The sequence below is a fragment of the Streptomyces longhuiensis genome, from assembly GCF_020616555.1.
Taxonomy (GTDB): Bacteria; Actinomycetota; Actinomycetes; order Streptomycetales; family Streptomycetaceae; genus Streptomyces; species Streptomyces longhuiensis.
The window spans coordinates 7417744-7440368 of record NZ_CP085173.1 but is presented as its reverse complement, the minus strand read 5'-3'; the positions used below and the strand labels follow the sequence as shown (position 1 = coordinate 7440368).

The 22625-nt window shown below is 72.6% G+C and carries 22 protein-coding genes; 14 read left to right on the top strand and 8 right to left on the bottom strand.

Annotated features, from left to right (window positions below; translation table 11 throughout):
- Positions 1–31 precede the first annotated feature (31 nt).
- A complete protein-coding gene (locus LGI35_RS33995; RefSeq protein ID WP_227298110.1) occupies positions 32–346 on the bottom strand; it encodes a DUF5955 family protein in 315 nt (104 codons plus the stop codon).
- Between the two features lie 224 nt (positions 347–570).
- Between LGI35_RS33995 and LGI35_RS33990 the strand changes: the two genes are divergently transcribed.
- Together LGI35_RS33990 and aceB are read left to right on the top strand one after the other, a co-directional pair.
- Entirely contained in the window at positions 571–1176 is a 606-nt protein-coding gene (locus LGI35_RS33990) for a nucleotidyltransferase family protein (RefSeq protein WP_227298109.1), read from the top strand.
- Positions 1177–1403: 227 nt separating this feature from the next.
- Positions 1404–3041, top strand: a complete 1638-nt coding sequence (gene aceB, locus LGI35_RS33985; RefSeq protein ID WP_227298108.1) for a malate synthase A — start codon at positions 1404–1406, stop codon at positions 3039–3041.
- Between the two features lie 87 nt (positions 3042–3128).
- Here the strand turns inward: aceB and LGI35_RS33980 are convergent, their stop codons facing one another.
- A complete protein-coding gene (locus LGI35_RS33980; RefSeq protein WP_227298107.1) occupies positions 3129–4043 on the bottom strand; it encodes a HipA family kinase in 915 nt (304 codons plus the stop codon).
- A gap of 168 nt (positions 4044–4211) precedes the next feature.
- Here LGI35_RS33980 and LGI35_RS33975 point away from each other — a divergent pair, with 168 nt between their 5' ends.
- From LGI35_RS33975 to LGI35_RS33965, 3 genes are read left to right on the top strand one after another with little or no spacing between them, the layout of a single operon-like run.
- Entirely contained in the window at positions 4212–5471 is a 1260-nt protein-coding gene (locus LGI35_RS33975) for an FAD-dependent monooxygenase (RefSeq protein WP_376221594.1), read from the top strand.
- Positions 5472–5516: 45 nt separating this feature from the next.
- The gene (locus tag LGI35_RS33970) at positions 5517–6797 is read left to right on the top strand and encodes a VWA domain-containing protein (RefSeq protein ID WP_227298106.1); all 1281 of its coding nucleotides are present in this window, start codon (positions 5517–5519) and stop codon (positions 6795–6797) included.
- Positions 6797–7648, top strand: coding sequence for a hypothetical protein (locus LGI35_RS33965; RefSeq protein WP_227298105.1), 852 nt, complete (start codon positions 6797–6799; stop codon positions 7646–7648). Before LGI35_RS33970 ends, LGI35_RS33965 begins: the two co-directional genes overlap by 1 nt.
- A gap of 68 nt (positions 7649–7716) precedes the next feature.
- Here the strand turns inward: LGI35_RS33965 and LGI35_RS33960 are convergent, their stop codons facing one another.
- Complete coding sequence (locus tag LGI35_RS33960) at positions 7717–8355, bottom strand: winged helix-turn-helix transcriptional regulator (protein ID WP_227298104.1); 639 nt, start codon at positions 8353–8355, stop codon at positions 7717–7719.
- 93 nt (positions 8356–8448) lie between these two features.
- Between LGI35_RS33960 and LGI35_RS33955 the strand changes: the two genes are divergently transcribed.
- The gene (locus tag LGI35_RS33955; protein ID WP_227298103.1) at positions 8449–9657 is read left to right on the top strand and encodes a pyridoxal phosphate-dependent aminotransferase; all 1209 of its coding nucleotides are present in this window, start codon (positions 8449–8451) and stop codon (positions 9655–9657) included.
- Positions 9654–10286 (top strand): C39 family peptidase, encoded by a 633-nt coding sequence (locus LGI35_RS33950; protein ID WP_227298102.1) that lies wholly within the window; start codon positions 9654–9656, stop codon positions 10284–10286. The genes LGI35_RS33955 and LGI35_RS33950 overlap by 4 nt, the downstream gene beginning before the upstream one ends.
- A gap of 337 nt (positions 10287–10623) precedes the next feature.
- Here LGI35_RS33950 and LGI35_RS33945 read toward each other — a convergent pair whose 3' ends face one another.
- Complete coding sequence (locus LGI35_RS33945; protein ID WP_227298101.1) at positions 10624–11358, bottom strand: DUF7873 family protein; 735 nt, start codon at positions 11356–11358, stop codon at positions 10624–10626.
- Between the two features lie 71 nt (positions 11359–11429).
- Here LGI35_RS33945 and LGI35_RS33940 point away from each other — a divergent pair, with 71 nt between their 5' ends.
- The gene (locus LGI35_RS33940; protein ID WP_227298100.1) at positions 11430–11888 is read left to right on the top strand and encodes a hypothetical protein; all 459 of its coding nucleotides are present in this window, start codon (positions 11430–11432) and stop codon (positions 11886–11888) included.
- A 56-nt stretch (positions 11889–11944) separates the two neighbouring features.
- Positions 11945–12478, top strand: a complete 534-nt coding sequence (locus LGI35_RS33935; protein ID WP_227298099.1) for an HAD domain-containing protein — start codon at positions 11945–11947, stop codon at positions 12476–12478.
- 33 nt (positions 12479–12511) lie between these two features.
- Here the strand turns inward: LGI35_RS33935 and LGI35_RS33930 are convergent, their stop codons facing one another.
- Positions 12512–13789 carry an SWIM zinc finger family protein gene (locus LGI35_RS33930; protein ID WP_227298098.1) on the bottom strand — a complete coding sequence of 426 codons (1278 nt, stop codon included), beginning with the start codon at positions 13787–13789 and terminating at the stop codon, positions 12512–12514.
- Positions 13786–16647, bottom strand: coding sequence for a DEAD/DEAH box helicase (locus LGI35_RS33925; RefSeq protein ID WP_227298097.1), 2862 nt, complete (start codon positions 16645–16647; stop codon positions 13786–13788). Before LGI35_RS33925 ends, LGI35_RS33930 begins: the two co-directional genes overlap by 4 nt.
- Before the next feature lie 223 nt (positions 16648–16870).
- Here LGI35_RS33925 and LGI35_RS33920 point away from each other — a divergent pair, with 223 nt between their 5' ends.
- From LGI35_RS33920 to LGI35_RS33910, 3 genes are all read left to right on the top strand, one after another.
- A complete protein-coding gene (locus LGI35_RS33920) occupies positions 16871–17464 on the top strand; it encodes a histidine phosphatase family protein (protein WP_227298096.1) in 594 nt (197 codons plus the stop codon).
- 116 nt (positions 17465–17580) lie between these two features.
- Positions 17581–18219 (top strand): hypothetical protein, encoded by a 639-nt coding sequence (locus tag LGI35_RS33915; protein WP_227298095.1) that lies wholly within the window; start codon positions 17581–17583, stop codon positions 18217–18219.
- Positions 18220–18280: 61 nt separating this feature from the next.
- Entirely contained in the window at positions 18281–18703 is a 423-nt protein-coding gene (locus tag LGI35_RS33910) for an acyl-CoA thioesterase (protein ID WP_227298094.1), read from the top strand.
- 72 nt (positions 18704–18775) lie between these two features.
- Here LGI35_RS33910 and LGI35_RS33905 read toward each other — a convergent pair whose 3' ends face one another.
- On the bottom strand, positions 18776–19630 hold the full coding sequence (locus tag LGI35_RS33905; protein WP_227298093.1) for an NAD(P)H-binding protein: 855 nt from the start codon (positions 19628–19630) through the stop codon (positions 18776–18778).
- Positions 19631–19732: 102 nt separating this feature from the next.
- On the opposite strand from LGI35_RS33905, the gene LGI35_RS33900 reads away from it, so the two are divergent.
- Both LGI35_RS33900 and LGI35_RS33895 read left to right on the top strand, forming a co-directional pair.
- The gene (locus LGI35_RS33900; protein ID WP_227300639.1) at positions 19733–20638 is read left to right on the top strand and encodes a helix-turn-helix domain-containing protein; all 906 of its coding nucleotides are present in this window, start codon (positions 19733–19735) and stop codon (positions 20636–20638) included.
- A 196-nt stretch (positions 20639–20834) separates the two neighbouring features.
- On the top strand, positions 20835–21659 hold the full coding sequence (locus tag LGI35_RS33895) for a chitosanase (protein WP_227298092.1): 825 nt from the start codon (positions 20835–20837) through the stop codon (positions 21657–21659).
- Positions 21660–21790: 131 nt separating this feature from the next.
- Here the strand turns inward: LGI35_RS33895 and LGI35_RS33890 are convergent, their stop codons facing one another.
- Entirely contained in the window at positions 21791–22534 is a 744-nt protein-coding gene (locus tag LGI35_RS33890) for an AraC family transcriptional regulator (protein WP_227298091.1), read from the bottom strand.
- Positions 22535–22625: the final 91 nt, after the last annotated feature.

The window sequence follows — 22625 nt, the reverse complement described above, 5'->3', positions numbered from 1 at the left end:
GGATCGAGGGGACGTCAACTCGCGCACGAGGTCAGCGCAGTGGCGGCCCGCCGAAGAGCTCCACCGCGTTCCGCACGTCCCCGAGGCCCTTCGCCAGGGCACTGACCGAGCCGATCGCGCCCGCGATGAGCAGCAGGGAGCGGCGCAGGCGCGGGATCTCGGGGAGGCCCCCGGCCGCCATCGCGTCCAGGGCCGCCAGTTCGTCCTCGGCGACCGCCCGGTCGGGGAACTCGGCCGGATGGGCGGCCAGTTCACGGCGCAGCCTGGACACCGCGGTGCGTAACTCCGTCACCCGCGGATCCTCTTCGCTGACCGCCACCAGCTTCTGCCCCACGCTCCGCAACACCGCTCTCCCCCCTCGCACGCCTTTGTGCGACCGCAGACGTGCGCGTTCCGCACGCTGTACGCCTTCCGCGGCCCCGACGGGGCGTTGTCCGGACTCGCCGCATCGGGGTCGCCGGCCAGTAAACGCCACATTCTGCCGCGCCCGCCACCGTGCCGACCGAATTCCGGCCTCACGAGTGTCCCGACGGTCGGCGCGCGGGGCGCCCGGTGAGGTATCCAGGCTCCATGACACACGCAACGGATGACGCTCCGGTGACGGGACTGCTGCTGGCGGCGGGCGGCGGGCGCAGGCTCGGCGGGCGGCCGAAGGCACTCCTGACGCACCGCGGGCGGCCCCTGGTGGAGCACGCGGTGGCGGTGCTGCGCGCGGCCGGCTGCGAGCGCGTCCACGTCGTGCTCGGAGCTGCCGCCGACGACGTACGGGCGCGGGCGGACCTCACGGGGTGCGTGCTCGTGGAGAACCCGGCGTGGGAGGAGGGCATGGGGTCGTCGCTGCGGGCGGGCCTCGGCTCGCTCGCCGGGACGGGGGCGTCGGCCGCGCTCGTACTCCTGGTGGACCAACCGGGCATCGGCGCGCCCGCGGTGGCTCGGGTCCGGGCCGCGTACCGGTCGGCGGGGTCGCTCGCGGCGGCCGCGTACGACGGGGAACGCGGGCATCCGGTCCTGTTCGGGGCGGAGCACTGGCCGGGGATCGCGGCGAGCGCGGCCGGGGACCGCGGGGCGCGGGCGTACTTGAAGGAGCACGCGTCGGAACTCGCGCTCGTGGAGTGCGGCGATGTGGCCGATGACTACGACATCGACACCGAGGCCGACCTCAAGCACCTTGAATGAGTGGCGAGCGAGGTACATGAACGGGGCGTGAGGAGCCTGGCACCGAGCGCCACGTTATGTCGTCCCGAAGAATCTCGACATCAACAAACCATTGAACTTCCACAATGAGGAAACTAGTATCCACTGTTCAGAAGGGCCGGTCCCCCCGCGCGGGGTCCGTAGTCGTATCCCGGCGCCCACGGCACTCGGTGCCGCCCGCGCCCGTTCGCTGAAGGAAGTGACAGCTCATGTCCGCACCAGCGCCGTCCCCGCTGGCCATCGTCGACGCAGAGCCCCTGCCCAGGCAGGAAGAGGTGCTCACGGACGCGGCCCTCGCCTTCGTGGCCGAGCTGCACCGGCTGTTCACGCCCCGGCGTGACGAGCTCCTCACCCGCCGCGCGGAGCGTCGCGCCGAGATCGCCCGCACCTCCACGCTCGACTTCCTCCCGGAGACCGCTCATATCCGCGAGGACACCACCTGGCGCGTCGCGCCCGCGCCGGCCGCGCTGAACGACCGCCGCGTCGAGATCACCGGTCCCACCGACCGCAAGATGACCATCAACGCCCTCAACTCGGGCGCCAAGGTCTGGCTCGCGGACTTCGAGGACGCCTCGGCCCCCACCTGGGAGAACGTCGTCCTGGGCCAGGTCAACCTGGTCGACGCCTACACCCGCAACATCGACTTCACGGACGAGCGCACCGGCAAGTCGTACGCCCTCAAGGGCAACGACGAGCTCGCGACCGTCGTGATGCGCCCGCGCGGCTGGCACCTGGACGAGCGTCACCTGACGGACGAGGCCGGCCGCCCCGTTCCCGGCGCGCTCGTCGACTTCGGCCTGTACTTCTTCCACAACGCCAAGCGCCTGATCGAGCTCGGCAAGGGCCCGTACTTCTACCTCCCGAAGACGGAGTCGCACCTGGAGGCCCGCCTCTGGAACGAGATCTTCGTCTTCGCGCAGGACTACGTCGGGATCCCGCAGGGCACCGTCCGCGCGACCGTCCTGATCGAGACGATCACGGCCGCGTACGAGATGGAAGAGATCCTCTACGAGCTCCGCGACCACGCCGCCGGCCTGAACGCGGGCCGCTGGGACTACCTGTTCTCCATCGTCAAGAACTTCCGTGACGGCGGCGCCAAGTTCGTCCTGCCGGACCGCAACCTGGTCACGATGACGGCCCCGTTCATGCGCGCGTACACCGAACTCCTCGTCCGCACCTGCCACAAGCGGGGCGCGCACGCGATCGGCGGCATGGCGGCGTTCATCCCGTCGCGGCGCGACGCCGAGGTCAACAAGGTCGCGTTCGAGAAGGTCAAGAACGACAAGGACCGGGAGGCCGGCGACGGCTTCGACGGCTCGTGGGTCGCCCACCCCGACCTGGTCCCGATCGCGATGGCGTCCTTCGACGCGGTCCTCGGCGACAAGCCGAACCAGAAGGAGCGCCTGCGCGAGGACGTGTCCGTGGCGCCCGGCGACCTGATCGCGATCGACTCCCTCGACGCCAGGCCCACCTACGACGGCCTGGTCAACGCCGTCCAGGTCGGCATCCGCTACATCGAGGCGTGGCTGCGCGGCCTCGGCGCCGTCGCCATCTTCAACCTGATGGAGGACGCGGCCACCGCCGAGATCTCCCGCTCGCAGATCTGGCAGTGGATCAACGCCGGTGTCGTCTTCGAGGGCGGCGAGCACTCCGGCACGACCGTCACGGCCGACCTGGCCCGCGAGGTCGCGGCCCAGGAGCTCGCGAACATCAAGGCCGAGATCGGCGAGGAGGCCTTCGCGGCCGGCAAGTGGCAGCAGGCCCACGACCTCCTCCTCCAGGTCTCCCTGGACGCGGACTACGCGGACTTCCTGACGCTGCCCGCGTACGAGCAGCTCGCCGGCTGAGTCCTGCCCCGCACCACCCGAGCCCTCGGCACCGCACAGCGCCGGGGGTTCGGTCGTGTCCGGGCGGGTTTCCCCGAGCGGCCGAGGTCAGCCGAGGTGGACGGACCAGTCCTGTTCGGCGGCCGGTCTGCCGTGCAGGTCGGGGACGCGCTTGAGCCAGTCGGGGCGGCCCTTCTCCGTGTCGGCGGCGCGGCGCGCGTCGGCGGCCGCGAGCTGGTCGCTCGACGGGAAGTCCGTCGGCAGCCAGGCGGCGGAGGTGCGGGCGCGGGCCGCGAGGTAGGAGACGTATGCCTCGCGGACCTCGTCCGGCGTGGCGAAGCCCGGCTCGTCGATCAGCCACGCGTCGGGGACGAGGGCGGTGATCTCGCGGAGCATCTCCTCGGTGACGAGGGGGGCCAGCTCCGCGTCGGCGGCCGCCGTGTCGGGCCCGTAGGCGCCGAGGGCGTGATGGCGGAAGTCGTACGCCTTGTCGGGCGCGGACGCGTCCCAGCGGTGGTGGAAGATCAGGGCCGCGCCGTGGTCGATCAGCCACAGCTTCGGCTCCTGGATGCCGAAGGTGGGCCAGATCATCAGGTTCGAACTGTGGATCGTGCGGTCCACGTTGACCGTGAGGGCGTCGAGCCACACGACCTTCCCGGCCTCCAGCGGGTCGACCGTGAAGGCGGCGGCGACCTCGGGCGTGAAGTCCTTCGCGCCCGGCAGGAAGTCCATCCCGAGGTTGAGCCCGTCGCTCGCGCGCAGCAGGTCCTGGACCTCCTGGTGCGGCTCGTGGGCGGCCACCTCGGGGTCGAAGTGTGTGAGGACCAGCTCGGGGAAGCGCAGCCCGAGCCGACGCGCGAGCTCACCGACGACGATCTCCGCGACGAGCGCCTTCCGGCCCTGCGCGGAGCCGGTGAACTTCACGACGTAGGTCCCCAGGTCGTCGGCCTCGACGACCCCCGGCACGGAGCCGCCGGTCCGCAGGGGGGTCAGGTACCGGACAGCCGTCACTTCTCGCAGCACACCGGCCAGCCTAACCGGCGGCGCCCACGACCGAGGGGTGGCCGGGATCGCACCGTCCGGGCTCCGGTTCCGCGCGGCGCCCGGCGGCTGCCGGTAGCGTCGTCCCGACTGCGGAGATCTTCCTGCGCCATCTCCCTTGCGCGGGACCGAGGACGGGGACGGGGACGCATGGTGGACGGTGGCCGGGTCGCGGTCGTGGGCGGGAGCATCGCCGGGTGCGCGGCGGCTCTCGCGGCCCATCGCGGGGGCGCGGACGAGATCGTCGTGTACGAGCGGGCCGCGGGCTCCCTCGCGGAACGCGGCGTGGGGCTCGCGGTGCACGACGCACGGTACGCCGAGCTGGAGTCGGCCGGGTACATGGACGCGGGCATGCCGTGGGTGGGCCTGGTGCGCCGCCGCTGGTACGTGCGCGCCGGGGACGGCGGGTCCGCGAGGGACACAGTGCTCGGCCGCGAGATCGCCACCATGCCGTTCCCGTTCCGTACGTACAACTGGGGGCCGCTCTGGCGCGAGCTGCGCCGGGCGGTGCCGGCGGGCGTCGAGTTCCGGACGGGTGCGGCCGTGGCACGGGTCGAGGCGACGGCGGGCGGGGCCCGCGTGCACTGCGCGGACGGCGGCGCCGAGGAGTTCGGCCTCGTCATCGGCGCGGACGGCTATCGCTCGGCGGTCAGGGCCAGCGCGTTCCCCGACGTACAGCCGCGGTACGCGGGATATCTGGCGTGGCGGGGCGCGTTCCCCGCGCAGCGCCTCGCCGAGCCCGGGCTGTGGGCCGAGGAGGACTGCGCGTACGTCGTGTTCCCCGGCGGGCACCTCATCGTCTACCGGATCCCGGACGGCGGCCCGGCCGGCGGTCGGCGCGTGAACTGGGTTCTCTACACGGCTCCCCCGCCGGGCGTCGACGCGGCGCTGCGCGTCGACCTGCCGACGAGCCTGCCGCCCGGCACCCTCACCGACGCGCTGCGCTCCCACCTCGCCCACGTGGCCGAGGAGTTGCTTCCGCCGTACTGGGGCGACCTGGTCCGCCTCACCGCCCCGGACGAGCTCTCGCTCCAGCCCATGTACGACTTCACGGCCCCGCGGTACGCGACGGGCCGGTTCATGCTGACCGGCGACGCGGCGACGGTCGCGCGTCCGCACACGGGGGCGGGCGCGGTGAAAGCCCTCCAGGACGGCGCCGCTCTCGAATCGGCGTTCCGCGCCGCGTCCTCCTGGGACGAGGCGCTCGCCGCGTACGACGGCTCCCGCACGGCGGCCGGCGGGGCGCTGGTCGGGCTCGGGCGGAGCCTGGGCCGGGCGCTCGTTCAGGAGACCCCGGACTGGCGGGAGTTGGACCAGGCCGGGCTCGAGGCATGGTGGGCACAGGCGGACGGAACCGGCGTGTTCGGCGGGAAACAGCTGGATTCCGGCACCGGCCCGCATCCCCGCTGAGCACTCGTTTTGTTGTGTGCGTACGTTGATCCATAAGATCCGGCGATGATCATAAGAAAACGGCTGGCGGCGGGAACCTGTGTCCTGTTCGCCGCCCTGACCATGGGGCTGACGCCCGTCGGCGCCTCCGCGGCGGACAACCCTGACGGGCAGCCCACGGCCGCCCCCAAGGTCGAGCTCGTGCTCGACGTGAGCGGTTCCATGCGGGCGCGCGACATCGACGGCGGGTCCCGGATGGCCGCCGCGAAGCAGGCGTTCAACGAGGTGCTCGACGCGACGCCGAAGGAGGTCGAGCTCGGCATCCGCACGCTGGGCGCCAACTACCGCGGCGAGGACCGGAAGGTGGGCTGCAAGGACACCGCCCAGCTCTACCCGGTCGGGCCGCTCGACCGCACTGAGGCGAAGACCGCCGTCGCCACCCTCTCGCCGACCGGCTGGACGCCGATCGGACCGGCGCTCCTGAAGGCGGCCGAGGACATCGACGTCGGCTCCGGCGGCGACGGATCGCGCCGCATCGTCCTCATCAGCGACGGCGAGGACACGTGCCAGCCGCTCGACCCGTGCGAGGTCGCGCGCGACATCGCCGCCAAGGGCATCAACCTCACCATCGACACGCTCGGCCTGGTCCCGGACGCCAAGACGCGTGACCAGCTCAGCTGCATCGCCGAGGCCACCGGCGGCACGTACACCTCCGTACGGCACACCGACGAACTCACCGACCGCGTAGGCCAGTTGGTGGACCGGGCGGCCGATCCCGTGGTCAACCCCGTGGCCGTCGAGGGCGCAAAGGAGTGCACCGGAGCGCCGGAGATCAAGCCCGGTCTGTACACGGACCGCGAGACGTTCGGCGAGCACCGCTTCTATCGCGTGTCCGTCGCTCCCGGGCAGGAGCTGCGCGCCTCGGTGAGCGTCGCCGCGGACCGCGCCGTCAACAAGGACTACGGTGTGCTGCTGCGCGCCGTCACCGAGCACGGCCGTGAGATCGTCCGGGGCTCGGAGGCGGGCGACGGGCGTACGGACGTGATCTCGACGGGTCTGCGCTACCCGAAGCCCGAGCAGGGCGACGACGAGGCGGCGGCCGAGACCGTGTGCCTCCAGGTGTCGAACTCCTACTCGGCCCCCGCGTCGGTCAAGACGACGCCGGGCCTCCCGGTCGAGCTGACCGTCGATGTCGTGGACGCGCCGAGCGCGGCGTCCGACGTGGCCGCGTTCGGCCTCGGCCGCGGTTGGTGGCTGCTCGGCGCCCTGGTGCTCACCGGCTTCGCCGCGGGTGTGCTGTGGGGCTGGATCTCGCGCTGGCGGGTCGCGGTCTGGAGGACCAACTGATGCGTACGACGAAGCTGTTGGCGACGGCGGGACTCCTCGGCGCGAGCGCGCTGACCGCACTGCTCGGGGCCGGTACGGCGTTCGCCGACTCCGGTGACTCCGGCTCCTCCGGTGACGACAAGGCCCCCACGGAAGCGGGTACGTCGTTCCGCACCGCGCAGGAGGTGGAGCAGGGCCAGCGGGCCACCGCGGGCGCTTCCACGGGCGACTACCTGTACTGGTCGTTCCCGGCGGACGCCGGGCAGCGGCCCACGGTCAAGGCGACGGTGAAGTTGCCGGACTCGGCCGCGCGACCCTCGGGCGCGACATGGCGGATCGACGTGTACGACGGGCTGAGGCGCCGTCAGTCCTGCATGTACGGGACGCAGTCGAGGGCCGCGGCGGCGGACGCGACGTCGGTCGACCTGTCCTGCACGCTGCGTACGGTGCGGGCCTGGTCGGAGCAGTGGGCGAACGACCCGCTGCCCGGCACGTACTACGTCCGGCTCACGGCGGCCACGCTGACGCCCTCGGACCAGGGGCTGCCCGTCTCGGCCGAGGTCGAGGTGACCTCCAAGGAGGTCGGCGGCTCCTCGGCGGTGGACGGCTCGCTCGCGGCCCCGCTCGTGCCGGGCTCGACGACGGAGGAGGCCGCTGCCGCCTCCGACGACACCTCTGACGAGGAGAACGGCTCGTCGGCGGACCAGGCCCTCGCCAAGGGTGAGCCCGAGGACGGCTGGTCCTCCGGCTGGTGGTCGGACCGCTGGGTCTGGACGGCGGCGGGCGGCGTCCTGGCGGCGCTCGCCGGTATCGGCGGCTACGCCCTGACGCGCGGCACGGGCCGCCCGTCCCGGGTACCGCCGGGCATGTGACACCACCCCCGCCGATGGCGCCCGCGCACACCAAATGCCGGGCGCCATCGGCGAGTTGAATGCCCGCGTCACGCCACGCGCAGCGCCTTCGCCAAGGCGCCGTCTCCCGACACGGCGACATGGCCCGCGCGCGCCGCCTCCTCCAGTGTCAGTTCACCCCGCACCACGGCGACGCAGGTCTCCGTGCCGAGGACGAGCCGCGCGTCGGGCTCGCCGGCCACGGGTCCCTCGCCGTAGACGGGCCCGTCCGCGCCCGAGCCGCCGACCCGCACATGGAACTCCCCCTCGTCGAGGCGCACTTCCACCACGCCCTCACCACCGAGCCGCTCCAGATGGCTCAGGAGCGGCAGGGCGAACCAGTGCGCGCGCACCGCGTCCGTGGCCCTGCGCTCGCCCAGGGCGGGTGCGCCCCACTCCCCCAGCGCCTGGAGCACCGGCAGCAACTGCCGCCCGCGCGACGTCAGTTCATAGACGTACGCCGAGACCGGCGCGGGCAGCCTGCGGCGCTCCGCGAGGCCCTCGCGCTCCATGTCCTTCAGCCGTGAGGCGAGTACGTCCGTGCTGACGCCGGGCAGGTCGGCGTGCAGGTCGGTGTAGCGGCGCGGCCCCGCGAGGAGCTCACGGACGATCAGGAGCGTCCAGCGGTCTCCGACGGCGTCGAGGGCGCGGGCGGCGGCGCAGTACTGGTCGTAGCTTCGGCGTGGCATGGCTCGCAGTCTATGCAACTTGTTGGACTTTCCAAGCGGTCACTTGGTAAAACCAAGTCACACACGTCACAGGCAGTCCGGGGAGGGCACCACATGGAGTTCCGGCAGTCGAGCAAGCTCAGCGAGGTCTGCTACGAGATCCGCGGCCCGGTGATCGAGCACGCCAACGCCCTCGAGGAGGCGGGCCACAGCGTTCTGCGCCTCAACACCGGCAACCCCGCGCTCTTCGGCTTCGAGGCGCCCGAGGAGATCGTCCAGGACATGATCCGGATGCTCCCCCAGGCCCATGGCTACACCGACTCACGGGGTGTCCTGTCCGCCCGCCGCGCCGTCGCCCAGCGCTACCAGGCGCTCGGCCTGGAGGTCGGCGTCGACGACGTGTTCCTCGGCAACGGCGTGTCCGAGCTGGTCTCCATGGCCGTACAGGCGCTCCTGGAGGACGGTGACGAAGTCCTCATCCCCGCCCCGGACTTCCCGCTGTGGACGGCCGTCACGACACTCTCCGGCGGCAAGGCCGTGCACTACGTCTGCGACGAGTCGGCCGACTGGTACCCCGACCTCGACGACATGGCCGCGAAGATCACCGACCGCACCAAGGCCGTCGTCATCATCAACCCCAACAACCCCACGGGCGCCGTCTACCCGAAGGAGATCATCGAGGACATCCTCGACCTCGCCCGCCGGCACGGCCTGATGGTGCTCGCCGACGAGATCTACGACCAGATCCTGTACGACGACGCGGTCCACCACAGCGCCGCCGCCCTCGCCCCCGACCTGGTCGTCCTCACCTTCTGCGGCCTCTCCAAGACCTACCGCGTCGCGGGCTTCCGCTCCGGCTGGCTGGTCGTCACGGGACCACGGCAGCACGCCCGCAACTATCTGGAGGGCCTGACGATGCTCGCCTCCATGCGGCTGTGCGCCAACGCCCCCGCCCAGTACGCCATCCAGGCCGCGCTCGGCGGCCGCCAGTCCATCCGCGAACTCACCGCGCCGGGCGGACGCCTCCTCGAACAGCGCGACAAGGCCTGGGAGAAGCTCAACGAGATCCCGGGCGTCTCCTGCGTGAAGCCCAAGGGTGCCCTGTACGCGTTCCCGCGCATCGACCCCAAGGTCCACCCCATCGTCGACGACGAGAAGTTCGTCCTCGACCTGCTGCTGCGCGAAAAGATCCAGGTCGTCCAGGGCACCGGCTTCAACTGGCCGCGCCCGGACCACTTCCGCATCCTCACCCTCCCGTACGCTGACGATCTAGACGCCGCGATCAGCCGGATCGGCCGCTTCCTGAGTGGGTACCGCCAGTGACGTTCTGCACCACCTGCGCCCTGCCGAGCCTGACGCAGTTCGCCTCGCCCGAACTCGTCGAGGCCATCGTGGAGGGCGGCCACGACCGCGCCGACGACCCCGCCTGGGAGACCTCGGGCGCGGCCACGGTGGAGGAGTACGCGCTGTGGTGCGGCCATCTGTGCGGCCTGACCTGCCTGCGCATGGCGCTCGGCCCGGACGCGCCCAGCCTGTTCGACCTGCGCGACGGAGCGCTCAAGTACGGCGCGTACACCGTGGACGCGGACGGCGGCATCCACGGTCTGATCTACGCCCCGTTCGCCGAGTACGCCCGCGAGGAACTCGACCTGGACGCGACCGTCCACCGCACACTGACGGTCGGCGAGATCGCGGGGCTGCTCGACGAGGGCCGTACGGTCATGGCCTCGGTCCACTACGGAGTCCGTCGCCCGGAGCGGCCCGCGCCCGGCAAGGGCGGACACCTGGTCCTGCTCACGGCACGCGACGGTGACCGCTTCCACTTCCACAACCCGTCGGGGATCAGCCCCGAAACCCGTTGCGCCGAGCTGCCGTCGGCGACGTTCGAGACGTTCTTCGCGGGGCGGGGGGTCTCGTTGGGCGCAGGACGTGGAGCGGGTCCGAGGGCGTAGCCGGCCCCCGGACCCATGAATGCCACTCACATCACACGCCGACACGCTTGAGGACCCGGGTCAGTGTCAATGCCCTGCGTCCTGCCTTTGGACTACCGCCCATCGAGCTGGGCGGGCCGGATTCGAACCGGCAATTCGGGGCCTGGGGCCCGGGTCCGATCGATTCGGCGATGAGCGGCGAATACTGAGTCTGGAGCAAGAGTCTGAGATTGATGGCGGTCCGCGTGTGCTGTGCGGACCGCACCGTCACGACAAGCTTCAGCTTCAGCTTTGCGCTCCTCGCGCACCCCGGCCGCCGGCTGAGCGGCGCCCGGGGAGTCTTGAATGTGCCCCTGGATCAGCCGAAGAGATAGCTGAACACGGGGTCACCCGCCCGCTGGTCGGCGACCTCCGCCGCGTTCGCCTCCTCGCGGGCGAACTTGACAGCCTGCTGGAGCCTCTCGATCCGCTCGAGAAGCTCGTTCACCCTGCGCGCGGGCAGCGCGCCGGAGAACTTCACGGTCGTCCAGTACCCGACGGGCACGTCCTCGTAGTACACCTCGACCTGCGCCGGGTGCTTCTCGGTCGCCTCGGCCTTCACGTGGTTGCGCGGCACCTTCTTGGTGCGCAGCGTCCGCACCGGCTCCGTCTTCCAGTCGTCGGTCGACGGGTCCTGCGTCCATGCCTCGGAGGCGTCGAGCACGGGCAGCTTGCGCACGAAGGTGTTGAGGTCGACGAGCTGCTTCTCCAGGAAGAGCAGATAGGCGACCGGCACCTGGCTCAGGACGGCCCGTCCGTCGACGGTGACATCGGCGCGCGCCTCGCAGTTCGCCCAGTCCTTGGTGGCGGTCACATCGAACAGGCGGGTGAGCGTCTTCGCGGTGTCCCGCAGCACGTGCTCGGCCCTCACCTGGACCCGCGTCGACTCGGGCGGCAGCTGCTCGCCCTCCTCGTCCTTGGGCTGGTAGGTGCGCGAGATCCCGGCCAGGAGCGCCGGCTTCTGAAGCCCGTGATGGGCCGCCGTCAGGTCCTGGTGTGCCTTGGACTTGACGCCTTTCTCGACTGCGATGATCTGATTGAGTTTCGTTGCCACGCGAGAACGGTAGTCAGGCACCGCACTCCGAATCGAATGGTTTTTCCCCGGCCCACGAGGAGCAACTCACCATGGATGCGGCGCTGATAGCCGTGCTCGGCACCCTGCTCGGTTCCGTCGTCACCCACTTCTTCCAGGCGCGGTCCACGGAGCGGGTCGCCGGGCTCGCCCGTGCCGAGCAGCTGCGTCAGGAGCGGATCTCCAGCTACAGCGCGTTCGCCGGGGCCTTGTTCGACTACCGGCGCAGTCAGAACGACCGGTGGTTCCGGGCGCAGGAGGTGCCGGGTTCCACGCAGGCGGAAGAGGCCCGCTTCGCGTCGTACGAGGCGCGGATCAGCGCGCGACAGGCCCTGGCGCGGCTCCAGTTGGTGTGCGACCAGGCGGATACGCGTCAACTGGCCGAGGCTGCCTTCGAGTTGGCGAACTGTCTGCACGAGTCGGTGGACGAGGAGGACCGGGACCGGCGGTCGCGACGGTGCAAGGACGCCCTGACGAGGTTCATCGAGTCGGCGGCCCCGAGCGTGCGCTGACCGTGTGTCCGCCGCCGCGATGAGCGATCACCGTCCTCGGTGGGCAACACCTCTGCATGACAGACAGGCCACTGCTCCTCCTCGACGTCGACGGGCCCCTGAACCCGTACGCCGCCCGTCTCCCCCGCCTGCGCGGATACGCCGCTCACCGCTTCCATCCGGCGAACTGGCTCGCGCGCCAGACCCCCGGCTCGCGCCGCCACCGCCGTGGGCTACGGGTCGTGCTCCATCCGTCCCACGGTCGGCGCCTGGTGGGGCTGCCGTTCGAACTGGCCTGGGCGACCACGTGGATGCACGAGGCGAACGAGATGATCGGTCCGGCGATCGGACTGCCCGCCGCGCTGCCCGTGATCGAGTGGCCCGAGCTGTTCGCCCGGGATCCCGACGGCCTCTACTGGAAGACGCGCCCGCTGCTCGACTGGGCGGCCGGCCGGCCCTTCGCCTGGGTCGACGACATGATCACGGACCTGGACTCCCGCCATGTGACGGCGCACCACGACGCCCCGGCGCTGCTTCTGCGTATCCACCCGCGCCATGGGCTGCGCGAGAGGGACTTCACGACGCTGACGCGGTGGGCCGAGGCGTTGTGAGTCGACGTGCTCGGCCGTCGCAGGCCCGGCCCGTCAGCGGCCGAGCAGTGCCGTGAGGGCGCCGACCGGGTCCGTGTCGGGGGTGCCTCTCGGCCACCAGTCCTCACGGCCGGGGTCCGACTCGTAGCCGTACCAGAGGCCTTCGCGGCCGAGGCGTAGCTGGAGGTTGTCGGTCGAGAGCCTGTTGCGGTGGGGGCGGAAGTGGGGGAAGTCCGCGGCGATGAGGGCCGGGCGGGCGCGGTCGAAGGGACCGGCCGGCGGGTCCCACTCCCCTTCGAGGACGTCCAGGCCCGCGAGTCCGCCCTGGCGCCAGGCGGCGACGGCGCGGGCCAGATCGGTGGCCGTGCGTCCGGTGCCCTGGGCGAGGGACTTGTACAGCGCGCGCGTGGACGCCGCGAGGCCGGAGCCGGGGTGGGCGGCGGCGAGCCGGACCGCGTCCTGCCAAGGGGTGAGTCCGGCGATGGGGTCGATACCCCGGGTGAGGAACGTGTGGGCGCGGGCCGCGGCCTCCGTGGCGAGGAGGTCGAGGGCGAGCGGGTCGGGGGCGCCGGACGCGTGCGGGTAGACGGGCGGGCGGCCCGGGTGCGCCGGGGCCGGGAACGGCGGGGGCAGGAGCGGCAGGGTGCGGGGGACGAGGGCTTCGCGGGCCTCGACCGAGGGCAGCGCGGGGGCCGTGGCGGAGCGCTCGCCCGCGGCATGCGCCGCGTTGCGCCGGGTCAGGTCGGCGAGGAGCTCCTGTTCGCCGCGGCCGCGCAGCAGGAACAGGACGAACGGGTCCTCGTCGAGCAGTCGTGCCGTCTGGTAGCAGAGCGCGGCCGCGTGCTTGCAGGGGTGACCGTCGTCCGGGCAGGAGCAGTCGGGGATCAGGTCGCCGGCGGCGGGCAGGAGGTCGGCGACGGCGGCCAGCGCGTGCGGCACGTCCTTGTCGAGGAGCGCGGCCATGTGGTCGGGGCGGGCGGCCGCCGTGTCGAGGACGCGCTCCCAGTCGTCGTCGTGGAGGGTGCGCAGACGGATCTCGGTGCGGTACGGCCGGGGGCGTGAGCCGTGGACGTAGGCCATGACGCGGCCGGGGGTCGCGGTGATGGCGTCGACGTGTCCTCGGTCGGCGTAGGCGCGTCCGCGGGTGAGGCGGGCCGGGTCGAGCGCCGTGTCCACGAGGGCGTCCACCCACGCGTTCCCCCACCACGTCAGCGCGAAGTCGTCGGCCGTGCGGGTGCGGGGCGGCAGGGGCGGGAAGGTGCGGCGGCGGTCGTCGACGCGGGCGCGGGCCTGGGCGTGCGCGCCGGCGCGGCCCGGCGTGTGGGGGGTCATGCCGTCCTCCTCAGGGAGACGAGGTCGGCGAGCTCCCGGTCGGTCAGCTCGGTCAGGGCGGCTTCGCCGGAGCCGAGCACGGCGTCCGCGAGGGCCTTCTTGGCGGCGAGCATCTCGGCGATGCGGTCCTCGACGGTGCCCTCGGTGATGAGGCGGTGGACCTGGACGGGCTGGGTCTGGCCGATGCGGTAGGCGCGGTCGGTGGCCTGCTCCTCGACGGCCGGGTTCCACCAGCGGTCGAAGTGGACGACGTGGCCCGCGCGGGTGAGGTTGAGGCCGGTGCCGGCTGCCTTCAGGGAGAGCAGGAAGACGGGGACCTCGCCGGACTGGAAGCGGTCGACCATGCGCTCGCGCTCGGCCACGGGCGTTCCACCGTGCAGGAGTTGGGAGGGGATCGCGCGGGCCGCCAGGTGGGTCGCGAGGAGTCGGGCCATCGACACGTACTGCGTGAAGACGAGGACGGAGCCGTCCTCCGCGATGATCGTGTCGAGGAGTTCGTCGAGCAGGGCGAGCTTGCCCGAGCGGCCGGTGAGGCGGGCGCGCGAGCCGTCCGCCTCCTTGAGGAACTGCGCCGGGTGGTTGCAGATCTGCTTGAGCGACGTCAGGAGTTTCATGATCAGGCCGCGGCGTGCGATGCCTTCGGCGGCCTCGATCTCGGCCATCGCCTCGCGGACGACCGCCTCGTAGAGCGAGGCCTGTTCGCGGGTGAGGGGGGCCGGGTGGTCCGACTCGGTCTTGGGCGGCAGCTCGGGGACGATGCCGGGGTCGGACTTCTTGCGGCGGAGCAGGAACGGCCGCACGAGGCGGGCCAGGCGCTCGACGGCCTCGGCGTCCTCACCGGTCTCCACGGCGCGCGCGTGCCGTGCGCGGAAGGACTTGAGCGGGCCGAGCAGCCCGGGCGTCGTCCAGTCGAGCAGGGCCCACAGCTCGGAGAGATTGTTCTCCACGGGCGTGCCGGTGAGGGCGACGCGGGCAGGGGACGGGATCGTGCGCAGCGCCTTGGCGGTGGCGGAGAAGGGGTTCTTGATGTGCTGCGCCTCGTCGGCGACGACCATGCCCCAGGTGCGCCCGGCGAGTTCGGCGGCGCGGGTGCGCAGGGTGCCGTACGTGGTGAGGACGAAGCCGCCGTCGAGGCCGTCGAGGGTGCGGTCGGTGCCGTGGAAGCGGCGGACGGGGACGCCGGGGGCGAAGCGGGTGATCTCCCGCTGCCAGTTCCCGAGGAGGGACGCCGGGCAGACGACGAGGGTGGGCGCCTCCCTGTTCCTGCGCAGGTGGAGCGCGATGAGGGTGACCGTCTTGCCGAGGCCCATGTCGTCGGCGAGGCAGCCGCCGAGGCCGAGCGAGGTCATGAGGTCGAGCCAGGCGAGGCCGCGCAGCTGGTAGTCGCGGAGCGTGGCGTGCAGGCCCGGGGGCTGGGTGGCGGCGGAGGGGCCTTCGACGAGGCGGTCGCGCAGGTGGGCGAGGACTCCGGTGGGGACGGCCTCGACGCGCTCGCCGTCGATCTCGGCCTCGCCGGTGAGGGCCACGGCGAGGGCGTCGACGGGCTGGAGCAGCCCCAGTTCGCGCTTGCGGGCCTTGCGTACGAGGTCGGGGTCGACGACGACCCACTGGTCGCGCAGCCGGACCACGGGCCGGTGGGCCTCGGCGAGTTCGTCCATCTCCCGCTCGGTGAGCGGGTCGCCGTCGAGCGCCAACTGCCAGTTGAACTTGAGGAGTTCCTCCCCGTCGAAGAACGGGGTGCCGTCGGTGGCGGAGCCGGGCGCGGCGGCGCGCACGACGGCGGTGGCGGTGAGGGCGCGGGCCAGGTCCCTGGGCCAGTGGACCTCGACGCCCGCGTCGGCGAGGCGGGCCGCGGCCGGGCCGAGGAGGTCGAGGAGCTCGCCCTCGGAGAGCGCGAGGACGTCGGGCACGTCGCGCTCCAGGACGCGGCCGAGCGGGGGCCAGACGCGGGCGGCCCGGCGCAGGGCGAGGACGGCGTCGATCCTGGCACGCGACCCGAAGTGCGCCTCGCCGTCGCCGGCCCAGAGGCGGGCCGCGTCGACGACCTGGGTGGGGTCGGCGAGGCTGTGCACCTGGACGAGCGCGGCCCCGGCCCGCCGCCGCTCCTCGGCACCGGCGCTCGGCGGACCGTCCTCACCGGCGGAGGTGTCGGCGGGGTCGGGGGCGTCGTCCGTGTCGAAGAGCGTGAAGTTCGACAGGTCGAGGCGCAGGGAGACCCGCACGCCCGCGTCCATGCCGGCAGCCGCCTCGACCGCCCACGCACGCGCGCGGGGCAGGTGCTGCGGCGCGAAGGAGGCGAAGGGCGCCCCGGCCGCGAAGGGGGCGGCGGGGCTGCGCGGCAGGGAGTCGGCGACCGCGTCGAGGAACGCGCGCACGAGAGCTTCGGGCTCGGGCAGCCGCAGCGGCTTGGATCCCTCCACGGGCGCGGCATGGGCCTCGTACGGCATGGCGGCGGCGATGGCGCGCAGCTGTGCGATGTCGTCCGCGTCGAGCGGACCCGCGCGCCACGCGTCGTGATCGGAGGCGGTGAGGCCGGGCAGGAGGCGGCCGCGGCCCACGAGGTGCAGGGCGTGCAGGGCGGCGGCGCCCCAGCAGGCCGCGGCGGGATGGGCGCCGGGCGTGTGCCGGGCCCGCACGAGCAGGGGCAGGGCGTCGGTGACGGGCAGCCGGACGGCGGGCACGGTCCTGGTGCGGGCGCCCGCGCCGTGCGGCCGGACGACGGTGAGCGGGGTGGCGCCGGGCAGGTCCGTGCCGTCCGGGTGCCAGAACGCGACCGTGCTGTCGCGCGGCAGGGGCGCGGGGAGGAACACGGCGGCCGCGGAGACGGTGACGCCCCTGTGGTCGGTCTGCTCCGTCATGGCCGGGCTCCTTTCCCTGATCCGCACGGCATGCGTCCGCCCTGGTCGGTGCGGCGCGCGTCGCCCTCGTCCGGTGGGACCGGCGACGTCTACGACCTTACGGGCGGGGTCTGACAATCAAGGCCGGGCGTCCCTCCCGCACCGCGTGTACGGTTCGAACGACGGGCCGGGCAAGATCGCCGGGCCCGACCGACGGCAGCCTCGGAGAGAACAGGACAGTCGCATGGGTGACCTGCTGCTGGTCCGGCACGGCGAGACCGAGTGGGCCCTGTCCGGGCAGCACACGAGCTGGACCGACATCCCGCTGACGGAGAACGGCCGCGAGCAGGCCCGCAAGCTCGCCCCGCTCGTCCACAGCTACCACGTGGGTGCCGTCTTCTCGAGCCCGATGGTGCGTGCGCACGAGACCGCGAAACTCGCCGGTCTCGGGAACGTGCGGGTCGACGCCGACCTCTGCGAGTGGGACTACGGCGCGTACGAGGGCGTCACCACGCTCGAGATCCAGCGCACCCGGCCCGGCTGGTTCCTCTTCACGGACGGGGTCGCGCCGGGACCTCCGGAGCACCCCGGCGAGAGCCCCGAAGAGGTCGGGGCGCGGGCCGACCGGATGCTCGCCAAGGTGGACGCCGCGCTCTCGGAGAACGAGGGCAGCGTCGTCCTCGTCGGCCACGGCCACTTCCTGCGGGTCCTCACGGCGCGCAGGCTCGGCCTGACCCCGGCGGACGGCGCGCACTTCCTGCTGGCGACGGGCACGGTCAGCAGGCTGAGCACGGAGCACGGCCGCCCGGTCGTCGCCGGGTGGAACCTGCGTCCCTGATACGCCGGCGGACCGGCCGTTGTCAGACCCTTGCTGCGCCAGTTGTCAGACCCTTGCTGCACCATCGGAACGTACGGAGCACGTACGGCCGAGGGACGGAATCAGGGGGTGGCTCCATGACCAGGCCGCTGTCCGCCGCGCAGCGGCGCATCGTCGAGGAGGCCGACCCGGTCACCGGGCGGCTGAAGGGCGGTGACGCCCAGCTCGCCCGCCTCGTCCTGATGAAGCTCGCGTTCCGGCACCCGCGCCCGCCGCACGACCACTTCCTGACGCCGGCCGGACACCGGATACGGGAGGCGGGGGACGAACCGGAGCGCGCCGAGCAGCCCCCGCCGCCGGACGCTTCGGGCGGCGGCCCGTTCGCGGCACGGGTGGGCGGAGAGACACCGGGTCCCCGCGGTCCGGCGCGGGCGCGCGAGGTGCGCAGCGCCTGGCAAGGGCTCGTGGAGATGCGCCGCATGACCAATCCGGACGGCGCCACCGACCGGCCGTGCGCCTGGGAGCGCGCGCATCTCGTGCAGGCCGCCGCCCTCGCCCTGGAGGCGGCGGGCTGCCCACCGGCAGAGGGCACCAACGGGGACGGCTACAGGGTCGGCGGCACACCACAGCCGGAGGCCGTGGCCGTGAGGGGGCGTGGGCCGGAGGGAATCGCGGGCTGCGCCGCCGCGTTGGAGCGGGCGGGGTGGCAGGTCAGCGAGCACGCGGAACCCCGCACCGGGGGCCGGTACTTGCTGGCGTCACCGAGAAGATCATGACGAACGAGCACCAGCCGTAGCGACCGAAGCAGCAGACCCAGTAGCCGACGAAGGGGACATCGTGGCCGAGCCGTTCACCGTGCACGTTCAAGTGCGCGGGTACGAGACCGACTCGCAGGGGCACCTCAATCAGAGCGTGTATCTGCAGTACGCGGAGCATGCGCGATGGGCGCTGCTCCAGCACGGCGGGATCCGGCAGGCCGACCTGCTGGCGAAGGGGGTCGGCCCGGTCACCCTGGAGACGACCATCCGCTACCGCCGCGAGCTGCGCGCGGGCGACGAGGTGGACGTGAGCTGTGCGTTCGTGTGGACGGAGGGCAAGACGTTCCGGATCGAGCAGTCGGTGCGCAAGACCGACGGCACGCTCGCGGCCGAGGTGACCGGGGTGGGAGGTCTGATGGACCTCAAGGAGCGCAGGCTCGTGGCGGATCCGCGCGAGTACTTCCGGGCACTCGCGTCGGATCCACGCGCCTTCGGTCTCTGATTCCGGAAGGACCACGCGCTTCCCGGGTCGGCGCGGCGAGCGACGGCGGGCAGGACCTTCCGCCCAACAGCCCTACACGAACGCCTCCTTGTGCTCCTCGGCCCACATGGCGAAGGTGCGGGGCGGGCGTCCGAGGATGCGCTCGACGTCGTCCGTGACGATCGCGTTGCGGCCGGCGCGGACGTACGCGAAGCCTTCGAGGACGCTGTCCACGGACTCCTCGGCGATTCCCGCGGCGAGCACGTACTCGCGAGCGGACTCCAGGGGCAGTTCGACGGTCTCGACGGGCCGGCCGGCCGCCGCGGCGACGGCGGCCGCCTGGTCGGGCACGGTGAGGAGTTCGGGCCCGGTGAGGGTGTGGACGCGGCCGTTGTGCCCGTCGGCGAGGAGGGCCTCCACGGCCGCTTCGGCGATGTCGCGCGGGTCGATCACGCCTTGGGCGCCGTCCCCGAACTGGTTGGGGACGGGCCGCCCCGCGCGGATCTCCGGCGCCGACCACAGGAAGTTCGACGCGAACGTCGTGGGGCGCAGCACGGTCCACTCCAAGCCGCTTGCCCGGAGCGCCTCTTCACCTGGGACGTGCCACATGCCGAAGCCTCCGGCGCCCGGCTCGCCCGTGCCGATCGCCGAGAGCTTCACGACCCGGCGCACACCCGCCGCCCCGGCCGCGTCCAGCAGGGCCTTGTCCTGGACGCCGGGCCCGGAGCCCGAGCCGGGCAGGGTCACCATGAAGACGGCCGTGGCGCCGGCCACCGCCGCGTCGAGGGTCCCGGGGTCGTCGAGGTCCCCGCGGACGACCTCGGTGGCGGGTCCGAAGGCGGCGCGGGCCGGATCGCGGGTCAGGGCGCGGTGCGGAACGCCGCGCACGGCGAGGAGACGGGTCACTTCACTGCCGATGGTGCCGGTGGCACCGGTGATGAGAATCATGACGTCGACGCTGCCGGTCAACGGGCCGCCGCAGCTAGGAAATTCCGGCACAGCCGGCGGTCTCCGGACGGCCCACCCCCCGGTTAACGTGGAGGGGTGACCATGCTGCGGGACAGGACGGCTGAACAGCCGGGGACGCCGGACCACACCGGCACCCCCGGGCGCTACAGCACCCCCGGGCGCTACGGCACCCCTGTCGCGCCGCCCGAGGCGCTGCGGCCCTGGATCACCGAGATCGACTCGGTCAACTCCGTCGACTCCCCGGACTTCGGCCAGGGGGACACCGGGGCGATCACCCATGTCCCGGACGCGGCGACGCGGCTCGTGTTCCGCGTGCTGCCGGACGGCGGCACCGACGTGGTCGCCATCGGGCCGCGCACCAAGGCGTCGTACTACGAGGAAAAGCGGCTCCCGCTGTGCCTGCAGCTGCGGTTCCGGCCCGGGGCCGCGCGCCCGCTGCTCGGGGTGTCCGTACGCGAACTCGTGGGCCGCGCCGAGCCGTTGGAGTCGCTGCCGGGCGAGGCGGGCCGGCGGATCGCGCGCGGGCTCGCCGCCCTCGGGCCCGCACCGGACCCGGACGCCGTGCTCGCGCGCATGGCGGAGCTGCTGCCGGCCGGTCTCACCCCCCGCGACCGGGGCGAGCGTGCCCGCGAAGGCCTGGTGCGGGCGGCGGTCGAGGCGCTGTCGACGGCCCCGGGGCGCGACCGGCCGGGGACAGTCACGGAAGTGGCCCGGCAACTCGCCGTGAGCGAGCGCCAGTTGCGCAATCTCTTCGCGGACGGCGTCGGCCTGTCCCCCAAGCATTTCGCGCGGATCGACCGAGTGCGCCAGGTGCTCGCCGGGGCGGGCGCCGAGGGGAACCCGCGGTGGGCGGGGCTCGCGCACGCCACCGGTTACTACGACCAGTCGCACATGACGGCGGAGTTCCACGCGCTGTTCGGTGTACCGCCGACGGCGTTCGTCTCGGGACGCCTCCCGGCCACGCGCCCCTGCGGCCCGGGTCACTGACCCCACCCGACATCTCCCCCTCTCCCCCACCACATACAAACCCGCCGTTCACGTGCAGGAACACCTGCGCAAGCGCGGCGACCCCCGCCCCGGACCCTCAACTCCCCTCCGCTTGACGGGTATACGTCACCCGCATTCTCTGGTAGGAAACCTTCCTAACAGTTCGCGGAAGAACGAGCTCCCCCATGGAGGTCCCGTGCACACCCCCCACATCCGCACGTCGCGTCGCACCCTGCTCGCCCTGATCGGCGCCTCGGTCGTCGCGGCCCCGCTCCTCACGACCCAGCTCGCGACGGCCACACCCGTCTCCGCGGGCGGGCTCGACAACCCGGCGAAGAAGGAGATCGCCATGAAGCTGGTGTCGAGCGCGGAGAACTCCTCGCTCGACTGGAAGGCCCAGTACGGCTACATCGAGGACATCGGCGACGGCCGCGGCTACACCGCCGGGATCATCGGTTTCTGTTCCGGCACCGGCGACATGCTCGACCTCGTGGAGCTCTACACCCAGCGCAGGCCCGGCAACGTCCTGGCGAAGTACCTGCCCGCCCTGCGCGAGGTGGACGGCACCGACTCGCACGACGGCCTCGATCCCGATTACCCACGCGACTGGGAGAAGGCGGCCGAGGACTCCGCGTTCCAGCAGGCCCAGAACGACGAGCGCGACCGCGTGTACTTCAACCCGGCGGTCGCACAGGGCAAGGCCGACGGCATCGGCACACTCGGGCAGTTCGCGTACTACGACGCCATCGTGATGCACGGTGACGGAGGCGACGCGACCAGCTTCCGCAACATCCGCAAGCGCGCTCTCGCCCAGGCGAAGCCGCCGGCGCAGGGCGGCGACGAGGTCGCGTACCTGAACGCCTTCCTCGACGCGCGGGTGTGGGCCATGAAGCAGGAGGAGGCCCACAGCGACACGAGCCGCGTCGACACCGCGCAGCGCGTCTTCCTGAAGAACGGCAACCTGAACCTGGACCCGCCGCTCGACTGGAAGGTGTACGGGGACAGCTTCCACATCGGCTGACAACTCCCCATGCGGGGCGGCGCGTTCGGCACTGATCCGTGCCGAACGCGCCGCATTCGTGGACGCCGAACAGCCACCCGCACGACGCGGTGCCCACCGCGGACAGCCGAAGGACTCACAACACACGACCCCTAGCGCCGGCTGTGCTCCCCCGGCGTGCAGCCGAACGCGCGGCGGAACACGTCGATGAACGCGCTGGTGGAGGACCAGCCGCAGCGGTGCGCGACCGCGGTGACCGCGTCGCCCTCGGCCAGCATCCGCAGCGCGTGGTAGAGCCGGAGCTGGGTGCGCCACTGGGGGAAGGTCATCCCCAGTTCGCGGCGGAAGAGGCGGCTCAGCGTGCGTTCACCGGCTCCGGACTCCCTCCCGAGCGCGGCCAGGGGGCGGGCGTCGGCCGGGTCCTCGTACAGGAGGTCGCAGACCGCTTTCAGGCGCGGGTCGGTGGGGGCGGGGAGTTGGAGGGGCTGCTGTGGGGACGCCCGCAGCTGGTCGAGGAGGACGGCGCGCAGGCGCCTGCTCTCGGGGCTGTCGTCGGAGGGGCCGCGCGTGGCGGCGAGGAGCAGTTCGCGCAGGAGCGGGCCGACGGTCAGGACGGTGGGCGCTTCCAGGCCGAGCGGGTTGACGCGGGCGGGCAGGCCGAGCGTGTGGAGGTCCAGGTGACCGTGGGCGCGGTGGGCGTGGACGCAGCCGGCCGGTACCCAGATGGCGCGGGTGCCGGGCGCGAACCAGGTGCCGGCGTCGGTGGTGACGGCGAGGACCCCTGAGCCCGCGTAGACGATCTGGTGCTCGTCGTGCCGGTGCGGGTCGATCCGCCCGCCCGCCGCCAGTGTCTGGGTGCGGGTGGGCGCCTGCGGGGTGTGGCGGATATCCGGCATACATTGACACTTTATCGGAAGCGCGCCAGCGTGGCCCGTACGGACGATGGGCGGGTGTCAGACAACCGGACCTCCGTTCCCCCTCCACCCA